Source organism: Pseudomonas sp. So3.2b (assembly GCF_019464415.1).
Taxonomy (GTDB): Bacteria; Pseudomonadota; Gammaproteobacteria; order Pseudomonadales; family Pseudomonadaceae; genus Aquipseudomonas; species Aquipseudomonas shahriarae.
In genome coordinates, this window is the sequence record NZ_CP080494.1 from 1,466,435 (window position 1) to 1,481,260 (window position 14,826).

Consider the following 14,826-nt stretch of genomic DNA (forward strand, 5'->3'; position numbering starts at 1 on the left):
TCAACTCAGTGGGTGCGAGTGACTTTGCTCAGGTGGCGGGGCTGGTCCGGGTCCATGCCCCGGGCCTGCGCCAGGCCGGCGGCCATCACGTAGAAGCTCTGGATTGCCAGGATCGGGTCCAGGGCCGGGTGTTCGGCGCGGCTGAGGGTCAGGTCGCGTTCGGCGATATCGTCGGGCGCGGCCAGCAGCACCCGAGCCCCGCGCTGGCGCATTTCCGTGGCCAGGCTCAGCAGGCCCGGCTGTTCGGCGCCGCGTGGGGCGAACACCAGCAACGGGTAGTTATCGTCGATCAAGGCCATCGGCCCGTGGCGCACTTCGGCGCTGCTGAAGGCTTCGGCCTGGATCGCCGAGGTTTCCTTGAGCTTGAGCGCGGCTTCCTGGGCGATGGCAAACCCGGCGCCACGGCCGATGACCATCAGGCGCTGGCAGTCGCGCAGGGCGTCGATGGCCAGGCTCCAATCCTGGGTCGCCGCTTCGCGCAGGCCGGCAGGCAGGGCGTGGCAAGCTTCGAGCAGGCCGTCTTCCTGGTTCCAGTGCCCGACCAACTGGGCGCTGGCGCTCAAGGTGGCGATAAAACTCTTGGTCGCGGCCACGCTACGCTCGGGGCCGGCGCACAGCGGCACATGGAATTCGCAGGCGGCTTCCAGGGGCGAGTCTTCGGCGTTGACCATCGACACACTCAAGGCCCCGCGCTTGCGCAGCAGGCGCAGGCTGTTGACCAGGTCCGGGCTCTGCCCCGACTGAGAGAAGCCGAAGGCCGCCTGGCCGCTGACCTTCAGTGGCGCCTGCGCCAGGGTCACCACCGACATTGGCAGCGACGCCACGGGAACGCCCACATGCTGCATGGTCAGGTAGGCGAAGTAACTGGCGGCGTGGTCCGAACTGCCACGGGCGACGGTCATCGCCACTTGCGGCGGCTGGCGGCGCAGGCGGCCGGCGACCTCGGCCAGCAGCGGGTCGAGGCATTGCAGTTGGGCCGCGACGGCCTCACAGGAGGACAGGGCCTCTTCAAGCATTTTTGAAGTCAATGGTTTCTCCTTCGACCATTACGTCGGTGAGGTGCAGGGAGCGGTCCAGGCGCACGCAGTCGGCAAAGCTGCCGGGTTGCAGGCGGCCGCGTTGTTCCAGGCCCAGGTAATCCGCAGGAAATTGCGACAGGCGCTGTGAGGCTTCGCTGATGGGCAGGCCGATCTTCACCAGGTTGCGCAGCGCCTGATCCATGGTCAGGGTGCTGCCGGCCAGGGTGCCGTCGGCCAGGCGTACGCCGCCCAGGCATTTGGTCACGGTGTGGCTGCCCAGCTTGTATTCGCCGTCGGGCATGCCGGCGGCGGCGGTGGAGTCGGTGACGCAGTACAGGCAGGGAATCGAGCGCAGGGCCACGCGCATGGCCCCGGGGTGTACGTGCAACAGGTCCGGGATCAGTTCGGCGTATTGCGCGTGGGCCAGTGCGGCACCGACGATGCCCGGCTCGCGGTGATGCAGCGGGCTCATGGCGTTGTACAGGTGGGTGAAGCTGGTGGCGCCGGCGGCCAGCGCTGCGACGCCTTCTTCATAGCTGCCCAGGGTATGGCCGATCTGCATGCGCACGCCGCGTTGGCTGAGGGTGCGGATCAGGCCGTCATGCCCGGCGATTTCCGGGGCAATGGTGATGACCCGGATCGGTGCCAGGCGCAGATACTCCTCGACCTCGGCCATCAATGCCGTGTGGGCAAAGTTGGGCTGTGCGCCGAGCTTTCCTGGGTTGATGTAGGGGCCTTCGAGATGCACCCCCAACACCCGGGCGCTGCCGCTTGGACGGTTTTCGCAGAACTGGCCGAGTTCGCCGAGCACGCGGGAGATTTCCTCGACCGGTGCAGTCATGGTGGTGGCCAGCAGCGAAGTGGTGCCGAAGCGCACATGGGTGCGGGTGATGGTCTCGAAGGCACTGCGGCCTTCCATGATGTCCTTGCCGCCGCCGCCGTGTACATGCAGGTCGATAAAACCCGGCAGCAGGTAGGGCAGGTCGTTGTCGGCCGGGTCGCAAGGCACACCTTCGACGGCGCTGACCTTGCCTTCGTGGTGCACCAGGCGGCCGCGCATCCAGCCGTGGGGCGTGAGGATATTGTCTTCGGACATGGCAGTTCTCTAAGGCCGCAGTTCGGCGGAAAAGTCGTACCTACGCAGCTCAGCGACAAAGTCGTAGTAGTCGTTGCGGCAGTAGGTGTCGGTGATTTCGATCGGCGTGTTGTCGGCGGTGTAGCCGACCCGGGTCATCAGCAGCATGGCGGTGCCGGGGGCGATGCCCACCAGGGCGGCGAACTCATCCGAGGCGTTGATGGCCTGGATATGTTGCAGGGCCCGCACCACCGGTTTGCCGATGCCTTCCAGGTATTCGTAGAGCGAGCTGCCGATGGCCTGGGGGGTGGGCACGATCGAGGCGGGCAGGGCGCTCATTTCAATGGCCATCACGGTGTCATCTGCCTTGCGCAGGCGCTTGAGCCGCGCCACTTTGTCGGTGGGCGACAGGCACAGGCGGATCAGCTCTTCGTGGGTCGGCGGGGTGATCTCGCGCACCAGCCACTGGGAGCTGGGGGCAAACCCCTTGAGCCGCAGCATTTCGCTGAACCCCGAGAGGCGTGACAGCGGCTGTTCCAGGCGTGGCGTAATAAACGTGCCAGAGCCCTGGCTGCGGCGGATCAGGCCTTGGGCAAACAACACTTCCAGCGCTTTACGGGCGGTGACCCGGGAAATACCCAACTGCTCGCTGAGCACACGCTCCGAGGGCAAGGCCTGCTCGGATTTCCACTGGCCAGCATGGATCGCCGCTTCGAGGTTGCGGGCCAGTTGCAGGTACAACGGCGTGGATTGTCGGTCGTCAGGACGCAGGGTCTGGATGGGATTCATCTGTAGGGTTTCCGATGCGTTATTGGAGTGTTGTCGCCCGGTAATGGCCGGAAATTAATACCACTTAAATACCATGTCAATGCCGCCAAAAGCGTGCGGAACCGGCTTGCAGGGCACTTTTTCAGGGGGTGGTATCAAGTGGTATTAGAGAGGTCTTTGTCGCGCGCAGAAACGCACAGCCCCCGCCGATGAAATGGTATTCACCGGCAGGGGCTGTGGCAGAGGCAGGTTTTTTTTGAATTATTTTACCAACGGTCGAAGTTACGGACGGATCTCGATCATCGTGCCGTCCTTGACCAGGTTCCACACTTCGCGCATGTCGACATTGCGCATGCCGATGCAGCCGTCGGTCCAGTCCAGGGTGTGGAACCACTGTTCCGGATACTCCTCACTGTCTGGCGTGCCGTGGATCATGATCATGCTGCCGGGCTTGACCCCTTCGCGGCGGGCGCGGGCGGCATCGCTGATATTGGGGTAGGAGATATGCATGGACAGGTTGAAACGGTCGCTGGTCTTGCGCCAGTCGATCCAGTAGAAGCCTTCCGGGGTGCGGCGGTCGCCTTCGATCAGCTTGTGGCCCTTGGGGTTCTTGCCCAGGGAGATGCGGTAGGTCTTCAGCGGTTTGCCGTCGTGGATCAGTTGCAACTGATGGGCGGACTTGAGCACCAGGATCTTATCGACGGTTTTACCGCCCAGGGTTTGCAGGGTGGTGGCTGACGACAGGGTGACGAACGACAGGCAGAGCAGAGCAAGCAACCAACGCATTGCAGCGGTATCCCTTTGACGGTGACCTTCGATTGTTATTGTGCAGGGTGAGTCAAGGGTGGCACCGATTCGCTGCGCACGGGAAACACCTGTTGCCGACGGTCGGCGAAAAAGCATTCTAGGGTACGCCGTACCGTGCGGAAAGCCAGGTCGGACCAAGGGATGTCCGCTTCATCGAACAGTTTGACTTCCAGGCTCTCGGGGCCGGCGGCAAAGTCCAGGTCGATCAGTTCGGCGCGGTAGAAGATATGCACCTGGCTGATGTGCGGTACGTCGATCAGCGTGTAGATCGTCAGGTTGCGCACCCTGGCGCAGGCTTCTTCGAGGGTTTCGCGCATTGCGCCCTGTTCCACGGTCTCGCCGTTTTCCATAAAACCTGCCGGCAGGGTCCAGTAGCCCAGGCGCGGCTCGATGGCGCGCCGGCACAGCAGCACCTGGTTGCCCCAGACGGGCAGGGTGCCGGTGACGATATTGGGATTCTGATAGTGAATGGTCTGACAGTGGTCACACACATAACGCAGGCGCGCGTCGCCTTCGGGAATGCGCTGGATGACCGGTTTACCGCACTGGCTGCAGAAATTCATGCTTGGGTTCCTGGGGACTGCGCCTATCTTGGCGTGCAGGGCAGTGGCCTGCAAGTTGTCGTTTAGCGACACCGCCGGGGTTTTGGGGTTGGGCACCCGTACGCTTTGGTGCATGATGCAAGGTAGCCAACAGATCGAGATGACTCATGCTGGACGAGCTACTTCGCCGGGTAACCAATCACACGCCACGCACGCTGGAAACTGACAGCCGTTTCCCCGAGGCCGCCGTGCTGGTGCCGATTACCCGCAGTGACGAACCCGAGCTGATCCTGACCCTGCGTGCCAGCGGCCTGTCGACCCATGGCGGCGAAGTGGCGTTTCCGGGTGGGCGCCGTGACCCCGAAGACCCGGACCTGGTGTTCACCGCGCTGCGCGAGGCCGAAGAGGAAATCGGCCTGCCACCGGGCCTGGTGGAAGTGATCGGGCCCTTGAGCCCCCTGATCTCCCTGCACGGCATCCGCGTGACCCCGTATGTGGGCGTGATCCCCGACTATGTCGAATACCTGGCCAACGATGCCGAGATTGCCGCCGTATTCAGCGTGCCCCTGGAGTTTTTCCGCCAGGACCCGCGTGAGCACACCCACCGTATCGACTACCAGGGCCGCAGTTGGTACGTGCCCAGCTATCGCTTTGGTGAATACAAGATCTGGGGCCTGACGGCGATCATGATCGTCGAGTTGATCAACCTGCTCTATGACGATGCCGATATCAGCCTGCACCGTCCGCCGAAAAGCTTTATCAATACTTAAGCCATCGTTTGAATGGCAAGCCGTGAGGGAAGACCATGAAATACCGCCTGGGCGATGCCCGCGTCGAGACACATCCAGATAGCTGGGTAGCCCCCAATGCCACGCTGGTGGGCAAGGTCAAGCTGGAGGAGGGCGCCAACGTCTGGTTCAACGCGGTGTTGCGTGGCGACAACGAACTGATCCTGATCGGCAAGAACAGCAACGTGCAGGACGGCAGCGTGATGCACACCGACATGGGCTACCCGCTGACCCTGGGCACCGGTGTGACGGTGGGGCATAACGCCATGCTGCATGGCTGTACCGTCGGCGACTACAGCCTGATTGGCATCAATGCGGTGATCCTCAACGGCGCCAAGATTGGCCGGCACTGCATCATCGGCGCCAATTCGTTGATCGGCGAAGGCAAGGAAATCCCTGATGGCTCGCTGGTAATGGGCTCGCCCGGCAAGGTGGTGCGGGAATTGACCGAGCAACAGAAGAACATGCTGGAGGCCAGTGCTGCGCACTATGTGCACAACTCTCAGCGCTATGCCCGTGACCTGGTCGAGCAGCCGGAATGAACCCGGTTGAACGCCCCGTTGCCTCGCCCTGCGTGAGCATTTGTGCGCTGGATGACGACGATATCTGCACCGGTTGCCAGCGCAATGTCGACGAAATCACCCGTTGGAGCCGCATGGACAACGCCGAGCGCCGGGTGGTGCTGGGGTTATGTCATGAGCGGGCGAAAGCCAGTGGGGTGTTGTGGATGATTCCTGGGAAATCTGGCGCCTGACAGGGCGCTATCGCAGGCAAGCCAGCTCCCTCATTTTGAAATGCATTCCAATGTGGGAGCTGGCTTGCCTGCGATGAGGCCCCTCCAGACGACATCCCTTTAATTGTGTACCCTGTGCGCATTACCCACAGGTCCCTCGCCCCATGCTCTTCCTGATCGCCTATATCAGCAGCGTCGTGCTGATCAACTTCGCCTTTTCCACCGCCCCGCACCTGGATGTCATCTGGTCCGCCTGGGGTGGCCTGGTGTTTATCCTGCGGGACATGGTGCAAACGCGCTTCGGCCACGGGGCGATTATCGCCATGCTCGCGGCGCTGGTGCTGTCCTACATTACCTCCGATCCGTCCATCGCCCTGGCCAGCGCCACGGCGTTCGCGGTCTCCGAGTGCATCGACTGGCTGGTCTTCAGCATCACCAAGCGCCCGTTGCATGACCGGCTGTGGATCAGCTCGGCGCTGAGCATTCCCCTCGATACCTTTATCTTTTTTGGCCTGATCGGCGCGTTGACGCCGGCGGTGGTCGGTACCGCCCTGGCCTCGAAATTTGCCGGGGTCACCGTGGTGTGGCTGGCCATGGCCTGGCGTTTGCGGCGCCAGCGCGTCGCCAACTGAGGCCAATGCCCGCCGTTCATGTAAAATGCCGGCCTTTCTCCCCCTGATCCGCTCCCCTGAGGACCTGAGATGACCCGAATCGGAACTCCATTGTCGCCAACCGCGACCCGCGTATTGATGTGTGGCTGCGGTGAGCTGGGCAAGGAAGTGGTAATTGAGCTGCAGCGCCTGGGCGTTGAAGTGATTGCCGTGGATCGCTACGCCAACGCGCCGGCCATGCAGGTGGCGCATCGCAGCCACGTGATCAACATGCTCGACGGCGCAGCCCTGCGTGCGGTGATCGAGGCGGAAAAGCCGCACTTCATCGTCCCGGAAATCGAAGCCATTGCCACCGGCACCCTGGTGGAACTGGAGGCTGAAGGTTTTACCGTGATCCCCACAGCCCGTGCGGCGCTGTTGACCATGAACCGTGAAGGCATCCGCCGCCTGGCCGCTGAAGAGCTGGACCTGCCGACCTCGCCGTACCATTTTGCCGACACCGTGGAAGACTACCGCAAGGCCGTCGAAGACCTCGGCTTCCCCTGCGTGGTCAAGCCGGTGATGAGTTCGTCGGGCAAGGGCCAGAGCCTGTTGCGTAGCGCCGATGACGTGCAGAAAGCCTGGGACTACGCCCAGGAAGGCGGGCGTGCAGGTAAAGGTCGGGTGATCATCGAAGGGTTTATCGACTTCGACTACGAAATCACCCTGCTGACCGTGCGTCACGTCGGTGGCACCACCTTCTGCGCGCCTGTCGGCCATCGTCAGGAGAAGGGCGACTACCAGGAGTCCTGGCAGCCCCAGGCCATGAGCCCGGCGGCCCTGGCCGAATCCGAGCGCGTCGCCAAAGCCGTGACCGAGGCCCTGGGTGGTCGTGGTCTGTTTGGGGTCGAGCTGTTTATCAAGGGCGACCAGGTGTGGTTCAGCGAAGTCTCGCCGCGCCCTCACGACACCGGGCTGGTGACCCTGATTTCCCAGGACTTGTCGCAGTTTGCCCTGCACGCGCGGGCGATTCTTGGCCTGCCGATCCCATTGATCCGCCAGTTCGGGCCTTCGGCTTCGGCGGTGATTCTGGTGGAAGGGCAATCGACCCAGACGGCGTTCGCCAACCTCGGCGCGGCCCTGAGCGAGCCGGATACCGCACTGCGTCTGTTCGGCAAGCCAGAAGTGAATGGTCAGCGCCGCATGGGCGTGGCGTTGGCGCGGGATGAGTCGATCGAGGCTGCCCGGGCCAAGGCGACCCGTGCTTCTCAAGCGGTGGTTGTAGAGCTGTAAAAGCATCGCGGGCAAGCCCGCTCCCACATGTGGAAGGCGTTCCAGTGTGGGGGCGGGGTTACCCGCGATAGCGGTCTATCAGGCGACCTTGTTCAAATCGTTATCCCGCGTCTCTTTCAGGCACAGCACCGCAATCAAACTGAGCAACGCTGCCGCCGACACATACCCGCCGACATAACTCAGCCCACCCATCGCCACCAGTTTGGTCGCGAAAAACGGTGCGGCCGAAGCCCCGACAATCCCGCCCAGGTTATACGCCGCCGACGCCCCGGTATAACGCACGCGTGTCGGAAACAGTTCCGGCAACAACGCCCCCATCGGCGCAAAGGTCACGCCCATCAGGAACAGTTCCAGGCACAGGAACAGCGCCACCGCCCAGGTCGAGCCGTGGGTCAGCAATGGTTCCATGGTGAAACCCGACAGAATCGCCAGCACCGCACCGACGATCAACACCGGCTTGCGCCCATAGCGGTCACTGGCCAGGGCTGCCAGCGGCGTGGCCGCGCCCATGAACAACACGGCAAAGCACAGCAGGGCGAGGAAGGTTTCGCGGCTGTAGCCCAGGGTGCTCACGCCATAGCTCAGGGAAAACGCCGTGGTGATATAGAACAGCGCATAGCACACCACCATCGCGGCCGCGCCCAGCAGCACTTGCAACCAATGCTGGCTGAACAGCTCCACCAGCGGCACTTTTACTGGTTTTTCCTTGGCCACGGCGTTGGCGAACACCGGGGTTTCATGCAGTTTGAGGCGCGCATACAGGCCCACCATCACCAGCGCGGCGCTGAGCAGGAACGGAATACGCCAGCCCCAACTACGGAATTGTTCATCGTCCAGGTTCATCGCCAGGATCAGGAACAGCCCATTGGCCGCCAAAAAGCCAATGGAAGGCCCCAGCTGCGGGAACATGCCGAACCAGGCACGCTTGCCCTTGGGCGCGTTCTCGGTGGCCAGCAGCGCGGCGCCGCCCCATTCCCCGCCCAGCCCCAGGCCTTGGCCGAAACGCAGCACGCACAACAGGATCGGGGCCCAGGCACCAATGGTGTCGTAACCCGGCAACAGGCCGATCAGGGTGGTGCACACGCCCATCAGCAGCAAGGAGGCCACCAGCGTCGACTTGCGCCCGATGCGGTCACCGAAGTGGCCGAACAGCGCCGAACCCAGTGGCCGCGCGATAAAGGCGATACCGAAGGTCAGGAACGCCGCCAGCATCTGCGCGGTGCCGGAACTCTGCGGGAAGAACACCGGGCCGATCACCAGCGCGGCGGCCGTGGCGTAGATATAGAAGTCGTAGAACTCGATGGCGGTGCCGATGATGCTCGCGGTGGCGACCCGGCTGGTCGAGTTGGTCGGGGCGGCGGGAGCGGCCTCGTTATAGGTGGTGCTCATTGAGGTATCCCTGATGGTCATTGCGCGCTTGGCGCGGATTATTATTGGTCTTGCACCCATGGATCAGGGCAGTGCGCGGCGTTGGCTCGGGATGGGAGCGGGTACCGGTCAGACACGGGGTTGCGGTGCCTGGACACGCTCAGTGCGGATAGCACGCGGTCGGGCAGGGCTTGGGTAAGCGCGATTGATTATAGGAAGGGGGTTGCGCTGCAAACAAGGGCTGGAGCGCGGTCTTAGGGGCTGAAAAGATCAAATGTGGGAGAAGCGGGCGCCTCGGGGTATCAGTGACACTGAGGTGAGGCTATCGCGGGCAAGCCCGCTTCCACACGGGCTTGTCCACCGTGAGTCAGGTGGCAATCGGCGCTGAGCCGATATGCCAGATCAACACCTTGCTCACCCGATTGTCTTCAGTTTCGAGGATTTCCAGGCGATAACGGCCGATCTTCACGCACACCGAGCAATCGGGAATGGTCTCCAGCGCTTCGGTCACCAGGCCGTTGAGGGTCTTGGGACCGTCGCTAGGCAGGTGCCAGCCCAGGCACTTGTTCAGCTCGCGGATCGATACGGCACCGTCGATCACATAGCGGCCGTCAGGCTGGGGCTGGATCAGCGGGTTATCCAGGCTCTGCTCGCTTTCGAATTCGCCGACGATCTCTTCCAGAATGTCTTCCAGGGTGACGATGCCCAGCACTTCGCCGTATTCGTCCACCACCATGCCCAGGCGGCGTTGCTGCTTGTGGAAGTTGAGCAATTGCAGTTGCAGCGGCGTGCTTTCCGGGACGAAGTACGGCTCGTGGCAGGCTGCGAGCAGGGCTTCCTTGGTCAGGCTGGCATCGGGCAGCAGGTGCTGGATCTGCCGGGTGTTGAGCACCGCCTCGACCTGGTTGATATCGCTGTGGAACACCGGCAGCCGCGTGCGCTTGGAGCTGCGCAGTTGTTCGATGATCTCCTCGATAGGGTCGTCGAGGTTGATGCCATCGACTTCGCTGCGCGGCACCAGGATGTCATTGACGGTAATGTTGTCCAGGGCGTGGATACCCGGCATACCCGGCCGAGGGTCGTCGTTCGCGTCTGAGGCTTGCTCGTCGGACGGGTCGCTCTGTGGCTCGTCGCTTTTCTTGACGATCCCCGACTTGCGTTCGAAAGGGCGCAGCAACAGCAGGCTGAGGCCATTGAGCAGCCAGGCCAGGGGATAGAGGATTTTCAGCGGCACACCCAGCAGCGTATTGCCAAACCCCAGCACCGCGTGCGGATAGCGGGTGGCGAGGGTGCGCGGCAGGTAGTCGGCCAGCACCAGCAACAGCCCGCTGGAGACCAGCCAACCCAGCCAGGGACCGTTTTCGGCCCAGGCATAGATCGCCAGCAGGGTGCACAGAATCACCACCACCGCGCGGCACAGGGTGTTGCACAGGATCAGGCTGTTGCGCGGGAAGTTGAGGCGGGCGGCGGCCTTGTCGCCCTGCCGCGTACCGGGGCGCAGGGCCAGCAAATGGAGCTGGGCCGCCTCGATGGCGGTAAACAGCGCCGACCACAAGACCAGCAGCGCGACTACCGCGAGCATCGGCTCAAGGGGCAAGTTGTGCATGATTGCCGCCCGTCAGATATGCAGGATGAATTCGCGAACCAGCTTGCTGCCGAAATACGCCAGCATCAGCAGGCAGAAGCCGGCCAGGGTCCAGCGGATCGCCTTGTGCCCGCGCCAGCCCAGGCGATTGCGGCCCCACAGCAGCACGCTGAACACCACCCAGGCCAGGCACGCCAGCAGGGTTTTGTGCACCAGGTGCTGGGCGAACAGGTTCTCGACGAACAGCCAGCCGGAAATCAGCGACAGCGACAGCAGCGTCCAGCCGGCCCAGAGGAAACCGAACAGCAGGCTTTCCATGGTCTGCAGCGGCGGGAAGTTCTTGATCAGCCCGGAAGGGTGCTTGTGCTTGAGCTGGTGGTCCTGCAAGAGCAGCAGCAACGCCTGGAACACGGCGATGGTGAACATGCCGTAGGCGAGGATCGACAGCAGGATATGCGCGAGGATGCCCGGCTCCTCGTCGATCACCTGCACCGTGCCGGTGGGGGCAAATTGCGCCAGCAGCACTGTCAGCATCCCCAGGGGGAAGAGCAGCAACAGCAGGTTCTCCACCGGGATCCGCGCGCAGGCCAGCAGCGTCAAGGCAATGACCGCAGCGGCAATCAGGCTGGCGGCGCTGAAAAAATCCAGGCCCAGGCCCACTGGCGTCATCAGGTGGGTGAACAGGCTGGCAGCGTGGGCCAGCAAGGCGAACACGCCGAGGCCGGCCAGCAGGCGTTTGTCCGCCCTGGCGCGTTGGGCCAGACGGGTGCCCTGGTAGAGGGTCGCAGCGGCATACAAGAGTGCGGCGGCGAGACTGGGTAGCAAACTGGGTGACAAAGGGAGCATAAATCCTGTTAGGCAAGCCCGAAAGCCGATGAGTTTGGCACACACCTGCGTTCCACGAAAGACCAGCGGGCCAGACAGCGGGTGTGCATGACGGCAGTCTTCGCTATAATCCGCGACCTGCCCACGCCGCAGGCTCGCCAAGCGCTGTTTTTAATAGCGATTTACACAGCCTGGGCCGCCATTACCTCGGTCTACCGATGCACTTCGATGAATAGGGCCTGAAAGGATCGCGCATGTTTGAAAACTTGACTGACCGTCTCTCGCAGACGCTGCGCCATGTCACCGGCAAGGCCAAGCTGACCGAGGACAATATTAAAGACACCCTGCGCGAAGTGCGCATGGCGTTGCTCGAAGCCGACGTTGCCTTGCCTGTGGTCAAGGATTTCGTCAACTCGGTCAAGGAGCGTGCGGTCGGCACTGAAGTGTCCCGCAGCCTGACGCCGGGCCAGGCCTTTGTGAAGGTCGTCCAGGCCGAGCTCGAAAGCCTGATGGGTGCGGCCAACGAAGACCTGAACCTCAGCGCCGTGCCGCCGGCCGTGGTGTTGATGGCCGGTTTGCAGGGGGCGGGCAAGACCACCACCGCTGCCAAGCTGGCGCGCTTCCTTAAAGAGCGCAAGAAAAAATCCGTGATGGTGGTGTCGGCGGACGTGTACCGTCCGGCCGCGATCAAGCAGCTGGAAATGCTCGCCGGTGAAATCGGCGTGACCTTTTTCCCGTCCGACCTGAGCCAGAAGCCGGTCGACATCGCCAACGCTGCCATTAAAGAAGCCAAGCTCAAGTTCATCGACGTGGTGATCGTCGATACCGCCGGTCGCCTGCACATCGACGAAGAGATGATGGGCGAGATCAAGGCGCTGCATGCCGCGATCAACCCGGTAGAAACCCTGTTCGTGGTCGATGCCATGACCGGCCAGGACGCGGCGAACACCGCCAAGGCCTTTGGTGATGCCCTGCCGCTGACCGGCGTGATCCTGACCAAGGTCGACGGTGATGCCCGTGGCGGTGCCGCACTGTCGGTGCGCGCAATCACCGGCAAGCCGATCAAGTTCATCGGTATGGGCGAGAAGACCGAAGCGCTCGAGCCGTTCCACCCTGAGCGGATTGCCTCGCGGATCCTCGGCATGGGCGACGTGCTCAGCCTGATCGAGCAGGCCGAGCAGACCCTCGACAAGGACAAGGCCGACAAACTGGCCAAGAAGCTGAAAAAGGGCAAGGGCTTCGACCTCGAAGACTTCCGCGATCAGCTGCAACAGATGAAGAACATGGGCGGCCTCGGCGGCCTGATGGACAAACTGCCGAACATCGGCGGTGTGAACCTGGCGCAAATGGGCAATGCCCAGGGTGCGGCAGAGAAGCAGTTCAAGCAGATGGAAGCCATCATCAACTCCATGACCCCGGCCGAGCGCCGCGACCCTGAGCTGATCAGCGGTTCGCGCAAACGTCGGATCGCCATGGGTTCCGGCACCCAGGTGCAGGACATCGGTCGCTTGATCAAGCAGCACAAGCAGATGCAAAAGATGATGAAGAAATTCTCCGCCAAAGGCGGCATGGCCAAAATGATGCGCGGCATGGGCGGTATGATGCCCGGCCGTGGCATGCCGAAGATGTAAAGAATTCGCGCAAGGGCTTGCTCTTGCGCAGACCCACAAGGATGTGGGATCTCCAGCAAACCCGCCGTTGGCGGGAGCTGACTCGCCGTTTTAACCGACGGCTCTATAGCAGATCTGAATGGCCCGCGGTCAGGCGCCGGAAAAAGACATTTGCAAAAGTCCGGATATTCCTTAGAATATGCGGCCTTTCGGGCACCCATGCCCGCTGTGCATTTAGATTTGCAGCACCGACTACAGGAACGATGTTCACATGCTAACAATCCGTCTTGCCCTTGGCGGCTCCAAAAAGCGCCCGTTTTACCACTTGACCGTAACCGACAGCCGCAACCCGCGCGACGGTTCGCACAAGGAACAGGTTGGTTTCTTCAACCCTGTTGCTCGTGGTCAAGAAGTTCGTCTGTCCGTGAACCAAGAGCGCGTAGCCTACTGGCTGAGCGTTGGTGCACAGCCTTCCGAGCGTGTTGCCAAGTTGTTGAAGGACTCGGCTAAGGCCGCAGCCTGAGCAATATGAACGCGACGCCAGCTGTTGCTGATGATTTGATCGTTATCGGCAAGATTTACTCTGTTCATGGCGTTCGCGGCGAAGTGAAGGTGTATTCCTTTACTGATCCGACTGAAAACCTGTTGCAGTACAAGACCTGGACGCTCAAGCGCGAAGGTAGTGTGAAACAGGTCGAGCTGGTCAGTGGACGTGGGAACGATAAGTTCCTGGTCGCAAAGCTCAAGGGTCTCGATGATCGTGAAGAAGCGCGTCTTCTGGCCGGTTATGAGATCTGCGTGCCGCGCAACCTGTTCCCTGAATTGACCGACGGCGAGTACTACTGGTACCAGCTGGAAGGTCTGAAGGTTATTGATCAACTCGGGCAATTGCTCGGGAAAATCGACCATCTTCTGGAAACCGGCGCCAATGATGTAATGGTGGTCAAGCCTTGCGCTGGCAGCCTGGATGATCGCGAACGCCTGTTGCCCTATACCGAGCAATGCGTGTTGGCTGTCGACCTGGCAGCGGGCGAGATGAAGGTGGAATGGGACGCGGACTTCTAAGCGTGGCTAATTTGCGCATTGAAGTGATCAGTTTGTTTCCCGAGATGTTTTCTGCCATCAGCGAGTACGGCATCACCAGTCGGGCGGTGAAACAAGGGCTCTTGCAGCTCACTTGTTGGAACCCGCGAGACTACACGACGGATCGACATCACACTGTGGACGATCGCCCATTTGGCGGTGGCCCGGGCATGGTGATGAAGATCAAGCCCCTGGAAGACGCCCTGGTTCAGGCCAAGGCAGCAGCAGGGGAGAAGGCGAAGGTAATTTACCTGTCCCCTCAAGGCCGTCAGCTGAAACAGGCGGCGGTACGCGAACTGGCGAATGAGGAAGCACTGATCCTGATTGCCGGTCGCTATGAAGGCATTGACGAGCGTTTTATTGAAGCTCATGTCGATGAAGAGTGGTCGATTGGGGACTATGTCCTGTCTGGCGGTGAGCTGCCGGCGATGGTCCTGATAGATGCGGTTACACGACTGCTGCCTGGAGCTTTAGGGCATGCGGACTCCGCGGAGGAAGATTCCTTCACGGATGGTTTGCTGGATTGCCCGCACTACACCCGACCGGAGGTGTATGCGGATCAGCGTGTTCCCGACGTGTTGCTAAGTGGCAATCACGCACACATCCGGCGTTGGCGTTTACAGCAGTCCCTTGGTCGGACCTATGAACGACGCGCCGATCTTCTGGAAAGCCGCTCGCTTTCTGGAGAAGAGAAGAAGCTGCTCGAGGAATACATCCTCGCGCGGGACGATAGTTAACAA

General features: G+C 62.0%; 17 protein-coding genes. 9 read left to right on the forward strand and 8 right to left on the reverse strand.

What is annotated here, in order from left to right; genetic code table 11:
• Nucleotides 1–5: 5 nt before the first annotated feature.
• The 5 genes from K1X80_RS06455 to K1X80_RS06475 all read right to left on the reverse strand — a co-directional run bounded on the left by K1X80_RS06455 (nt 6) and on the right by K1X80_RS06475 (nt 4,232).
• A complete protein-coding gene (locus K1X80_RS06455) occupies nt 6–1,028 on the reverse strand; it encodes an SIS domain-containing protein (protein WP_115127493.1) in 1,023 nt (340 codons plus the stop codon).
• Nucleotides 1,009–2,115, reverse strand: a complete 1,107-nt coding sequence (gene nagA, locus K1X80_RS06460; RefSeq protein WP_128593884.1) for an N-acetylglucosamine-6-phosphate deacetylase — start codon at nt 2,113–2,115, stop codon at nt 1,009–1,011. Before nagA ends, K1X80_RS06455 begins: the two co-directional genes overlap by 20 nt.
• A 9-nt stretch (nt 2,116–2,124) precedes the next feature.
• A complete protein-coding gene (locus K1X80_RS06465; protein ID WP_057959542.1) occupies nt 2,125–2,883 on the reverse strand; it encodes a GntR family transcriptional regulator in 759 nt (252 codons plus the stop codon).
• A gap of 261 nt (nt 2,884–3,144) precedes the next feature.
• Nucleotides 3,145–3,648 (reverse strand): murein L,D-transpeptidase family protein, encoded by a 504-nt coding sequence (locus K1X80_RS06470; protein WP_057437979.1) that lies wholly within the window; start codon nt 3,646–3,648, stop codon nt 3,145–3,147.
• 35 nt (nt 3,649–3,683) lie between these two features.
• Entirely contained in the window at nt 3,684–4,232 is a 549-nt protein-coding gene (locus K1X80_RS06475) for an NUDIX hydrolase (RefSeq protein ID WP_169990601.1), read from the reverse strand.
• 146 nt (nt 4,233–4,378) lie between these two features.
• Here K1X80_RS06475 and K1X80_RS06480 point away from each other — a divergent pair, with 146 nt between their 5' ends.
• The 5 genes from K1X80_RS06480 (at nt 4,379) to purT (ending at nt 7,615) form a co-directional block, all read left to right on the forward strand.
• The gene (locus K1X80_RS06480; RefSeq protein WP_057959545.1) at nt 4,379–4,981 is read left to right on the forward strand and encodes a CoA pyrophosphatase; all 603 of its coding nucleotides are present in this window, start codon (nt 4,379–4,381) and stop codon (nt 4,979–4,981) included.
• Between the two features lie 35 nt (nt 4,982–5,016).
• Nucleotides 5,017–5,541: a gamma carbonic anhydrase family protein gene (locus K1X80_RS06485; RefSeq protein WP_057437985.1), complete on the forward strand. Its 525-nt coding sequence runs from the start codon at nt 5,017–5,019 to the stop codon at nt 5,539–5,541.
• Nucleotides 5,538–5,753 (forward strand): DUF1289 domain-containing protein, encoded by a 216-nt coding sequence (locus tag K1X80_RS06490; RefSeq protein WP_057437987.1) that lies wholly within the window; start codon nt 5,538–5,540, stop codon nt 5,751–5,753. The genes K1X80_RS06485 and K1X80_RS06490 overlap by 4 nt, the downstream gene beginning before the upstream one ends.
• A 143-nt stretch (nt 5,754–5,896) precedes the next feature.
• Nucleotides 5,897–6,364, forward strand: a complete 468-nt coding sequence (locus K1X80_RS06495) for a VUT family protein (protein ID WP_029296170.1) — start codon at nt 5,897–5,899, stop codon at nt 6,362–6,364.
• A gap of 69 nt (nt 6,365–6,433) precedes the next feature.
• On the forward strand, nt 6,434–7,615 hold the full coding sequence (gene purT / locus K1X80_RS06500) for a formate-dependent phosphoribosylglycinamide formyltransferase (protein ID WP_057437989.1): 1,182 nt from the start codon (nt 6,434–6,436) through the stop codon (nt 7,613–7,615).
• A 78-nt stretch (nt 7,616–7,693) separates the two neighbouring features.
• Here purT and K1X80_RS06505 read toward each other — a convergent pair whose 3' ends face one another.
• From K1X80_RS06505 to K1X80_RS06515, 3 genes are all read right to left on the reverse strand, one after another.
• Complete coding sequence (locus K1X80_RS06505) at nt 7,694–9,004, reverse strand: MFS transporter (protein WP_029296174.1); 1,311 nt, start codon at nt 9,002–9,004, stop codon at nt 7,694–7,696.
• Between the two features lie 346 nt (nt 9,005–9,350).
• On the reverse strand, nt 9,351–10,589 hold the full coding sequence (locus tag K1X80_RS06510; protein WP_057959548.1) for a transporter associated domain-containing protein: 1,239 nt from the start codon (nt 10,587–10,589) through the stop codon (nt 9,351–9,353).
• 12 nt (nt 10,590–10,601) lie between these two features.
• A complete protein-coding gene (locus K1X80_RS06515; protein ID WP_057437993.1) occupies nt 10,602–11,414 on the reverse strand; it encodes an inner membrane protein YpjD in 813 nt (270 codons plus the stop codon).
• A gap of 233 nt (nt 11,415–11,647) precedes the next feature.
• On the opposite strand from K1X80_RS06515, the gene ffh reads away from it, so the two are divergent.
• The 4 genes from ffh to trmD all read left to right on the forward strand — a co-directional run bounded on the left by ffh (nt 11,648) and on the right by trmD (nt 14,823).
• Entirely contained in the window at nt 11,648–13,024 is a 1,377-nt protein-coding gene (gene ffh / locus K1X80_RS06520; protein WP_029296179.1) for a signal recognition particle protein, read from the forward strand.
• 250 nt (nt 13,025–13,274) lie between these two features.
• Nucleotides 13,275–13,526 carry a 30S ribosomal protein S16 gene (gene rpsP, locus K1X80_RS06525; RefSeq protein ID WP_003175899.1) on the forward strand — a complete coding sequence of 84 codons (252 nt, stop codon included), beginning with the start codon at nt 13,275–13,277 and terminating at the stop codon, nt 13,524–13,526.
• A gap of 5 nt (nt 13,527–13,531) precedes the next feature.
• Nucleotides 13,532–14,068: a ribosome maturation factor RimM gene (gene rimM / locus K1X80_RS06530; RefSeq protein WP_010565276.1), complete on the forward strand. Its 537-nt coding sequence runs from the start codon at nt 13,532–13,534 to the stop codon at nt 14,066–14,068.
• Entirely contained in the window at nt 14,050–14,823 is a 774-nt protein-coding gene (trmD, locus tag K1X80_RS06535; protein WP_024077235.1) for a tRNA (guanosine(37)-N1)-methyltransferase TrmD, read from the forward strand. Before rimM ends, trmD begins: the two co-directional genes overlap by 19 nt.
• The last annotated feature ends 3 nt before the right edge of the window (nt 14,824–14,826 follow it).

Bases quoted from the DNA above. Each gene is read 5' to 3' on its own strand.
- nagA (WP_128593884.1), bottom strand. From the start codon at position 2,115: ATGTCCGAAGACAATATCCTCACGCCCCACGGCTGGATGCGCGGCCGC.
- K1X80_RS06465 (WP_057959542.1), bottom strand. From the start codon at position 2,883: ATGAATCCCATCCAGACCCTGCGTCCTGACGACCGACAATCCACGCCG.
- K1X80_RS06470 (WP_057437979.1), bottom strand. From the start codon at position 3,648: ATGCGTTGGTTGCTTGCTCTGCTCTGCCTGTCGTTCGTCACCCTGTCG.
- K1X80_RS06475 (WP_169990601.1), bottom strand. From the start codon at position 4,232: ATGAATTTCTGCAGCCAGTGCGGTAAACCGGTCATCCAGCGCATTCCC.
- K1X80_RS06480 (WP_057959545.1), top strand. From the start codon at position 4,379: ATGCTGGACGAGCTACTTCGCCGGGTAACCAATCACACGCCACGCACG.
- K1X80_RS06485 (WP_057437985.1), top strand. From the start codon at position 5,017: ATGAAATACCGCCTGGGCGATGCCCGCGTCGAGACACATCCAGATAGC.
- K1X80_RS06490 (WP_057437987.1), top strand. From the start codon at position 5,538: ATGAACCCGGTTGAACGCCCCGTTGCCTCGCCCTGCGTGAGCATTTGT.
- K1X80_RS06495 (WP_029296170.1), top strand. From the start codon at position 5,897: ATGCTCTTCCTGATCGCCTATATCAGCAGCGTCGTGCTGATCAACTTC.
- purT (WP_057437989.1), top strand. From the start codon at position 6,434: ATGACCCGAATCGGAACTCCATTGTCGCCAACCGCGACCCGCGTATTG.
- K1X80_RS06505 (WP_029296174.1), bottom strand. From the start codon at position 9,004: ATGAGCACCACCTATAACGAGGCCGCTCCCGCCGCCCCGACCAACTCG.
- K1X80_RS06510 (WP_057959548.1), bottom strand. From the start codon at position 10,589: ATGCACAACTTGCCCCTTGAGCCGATGCTCGCGGTAGTCGCGCTGCTG.
- K1X80_RS06515 (WP_057437993.1), bottom strand. From the start codon at position 11,414: ATGCTCCCTTTGTCACCCAGTTTGCTACCCAGTCTCGCCGCCGCACTC.
- ffh (WP_029296179.1), top strand. From the start codon at position 11,648: ATGTTTGAAAACTTGACTGACCGTCTCTCGCAGACGCTGCGCCATGTC.
- rpsP (WP_003175899.1), top strand. From the start codon at position 13,275: ATGCTAACAATCCGTCTTGCCCTTGGCGGCTCCAAAAAGCGCCCGTTT.
- rimM (WP_010565276.1), top strand. From the start codon at position 13,532: ATGAACGCGACGCCAGCTGTTGCTGATGATTTGATCGTTATCGGCAAG.
- trmD (WP_024077235.1), top strand. From the start codon at position 14,050: ATGGGACGCGGACTTCTAAGCGTGGCTAATTTGCGCATTGAAGTGATC.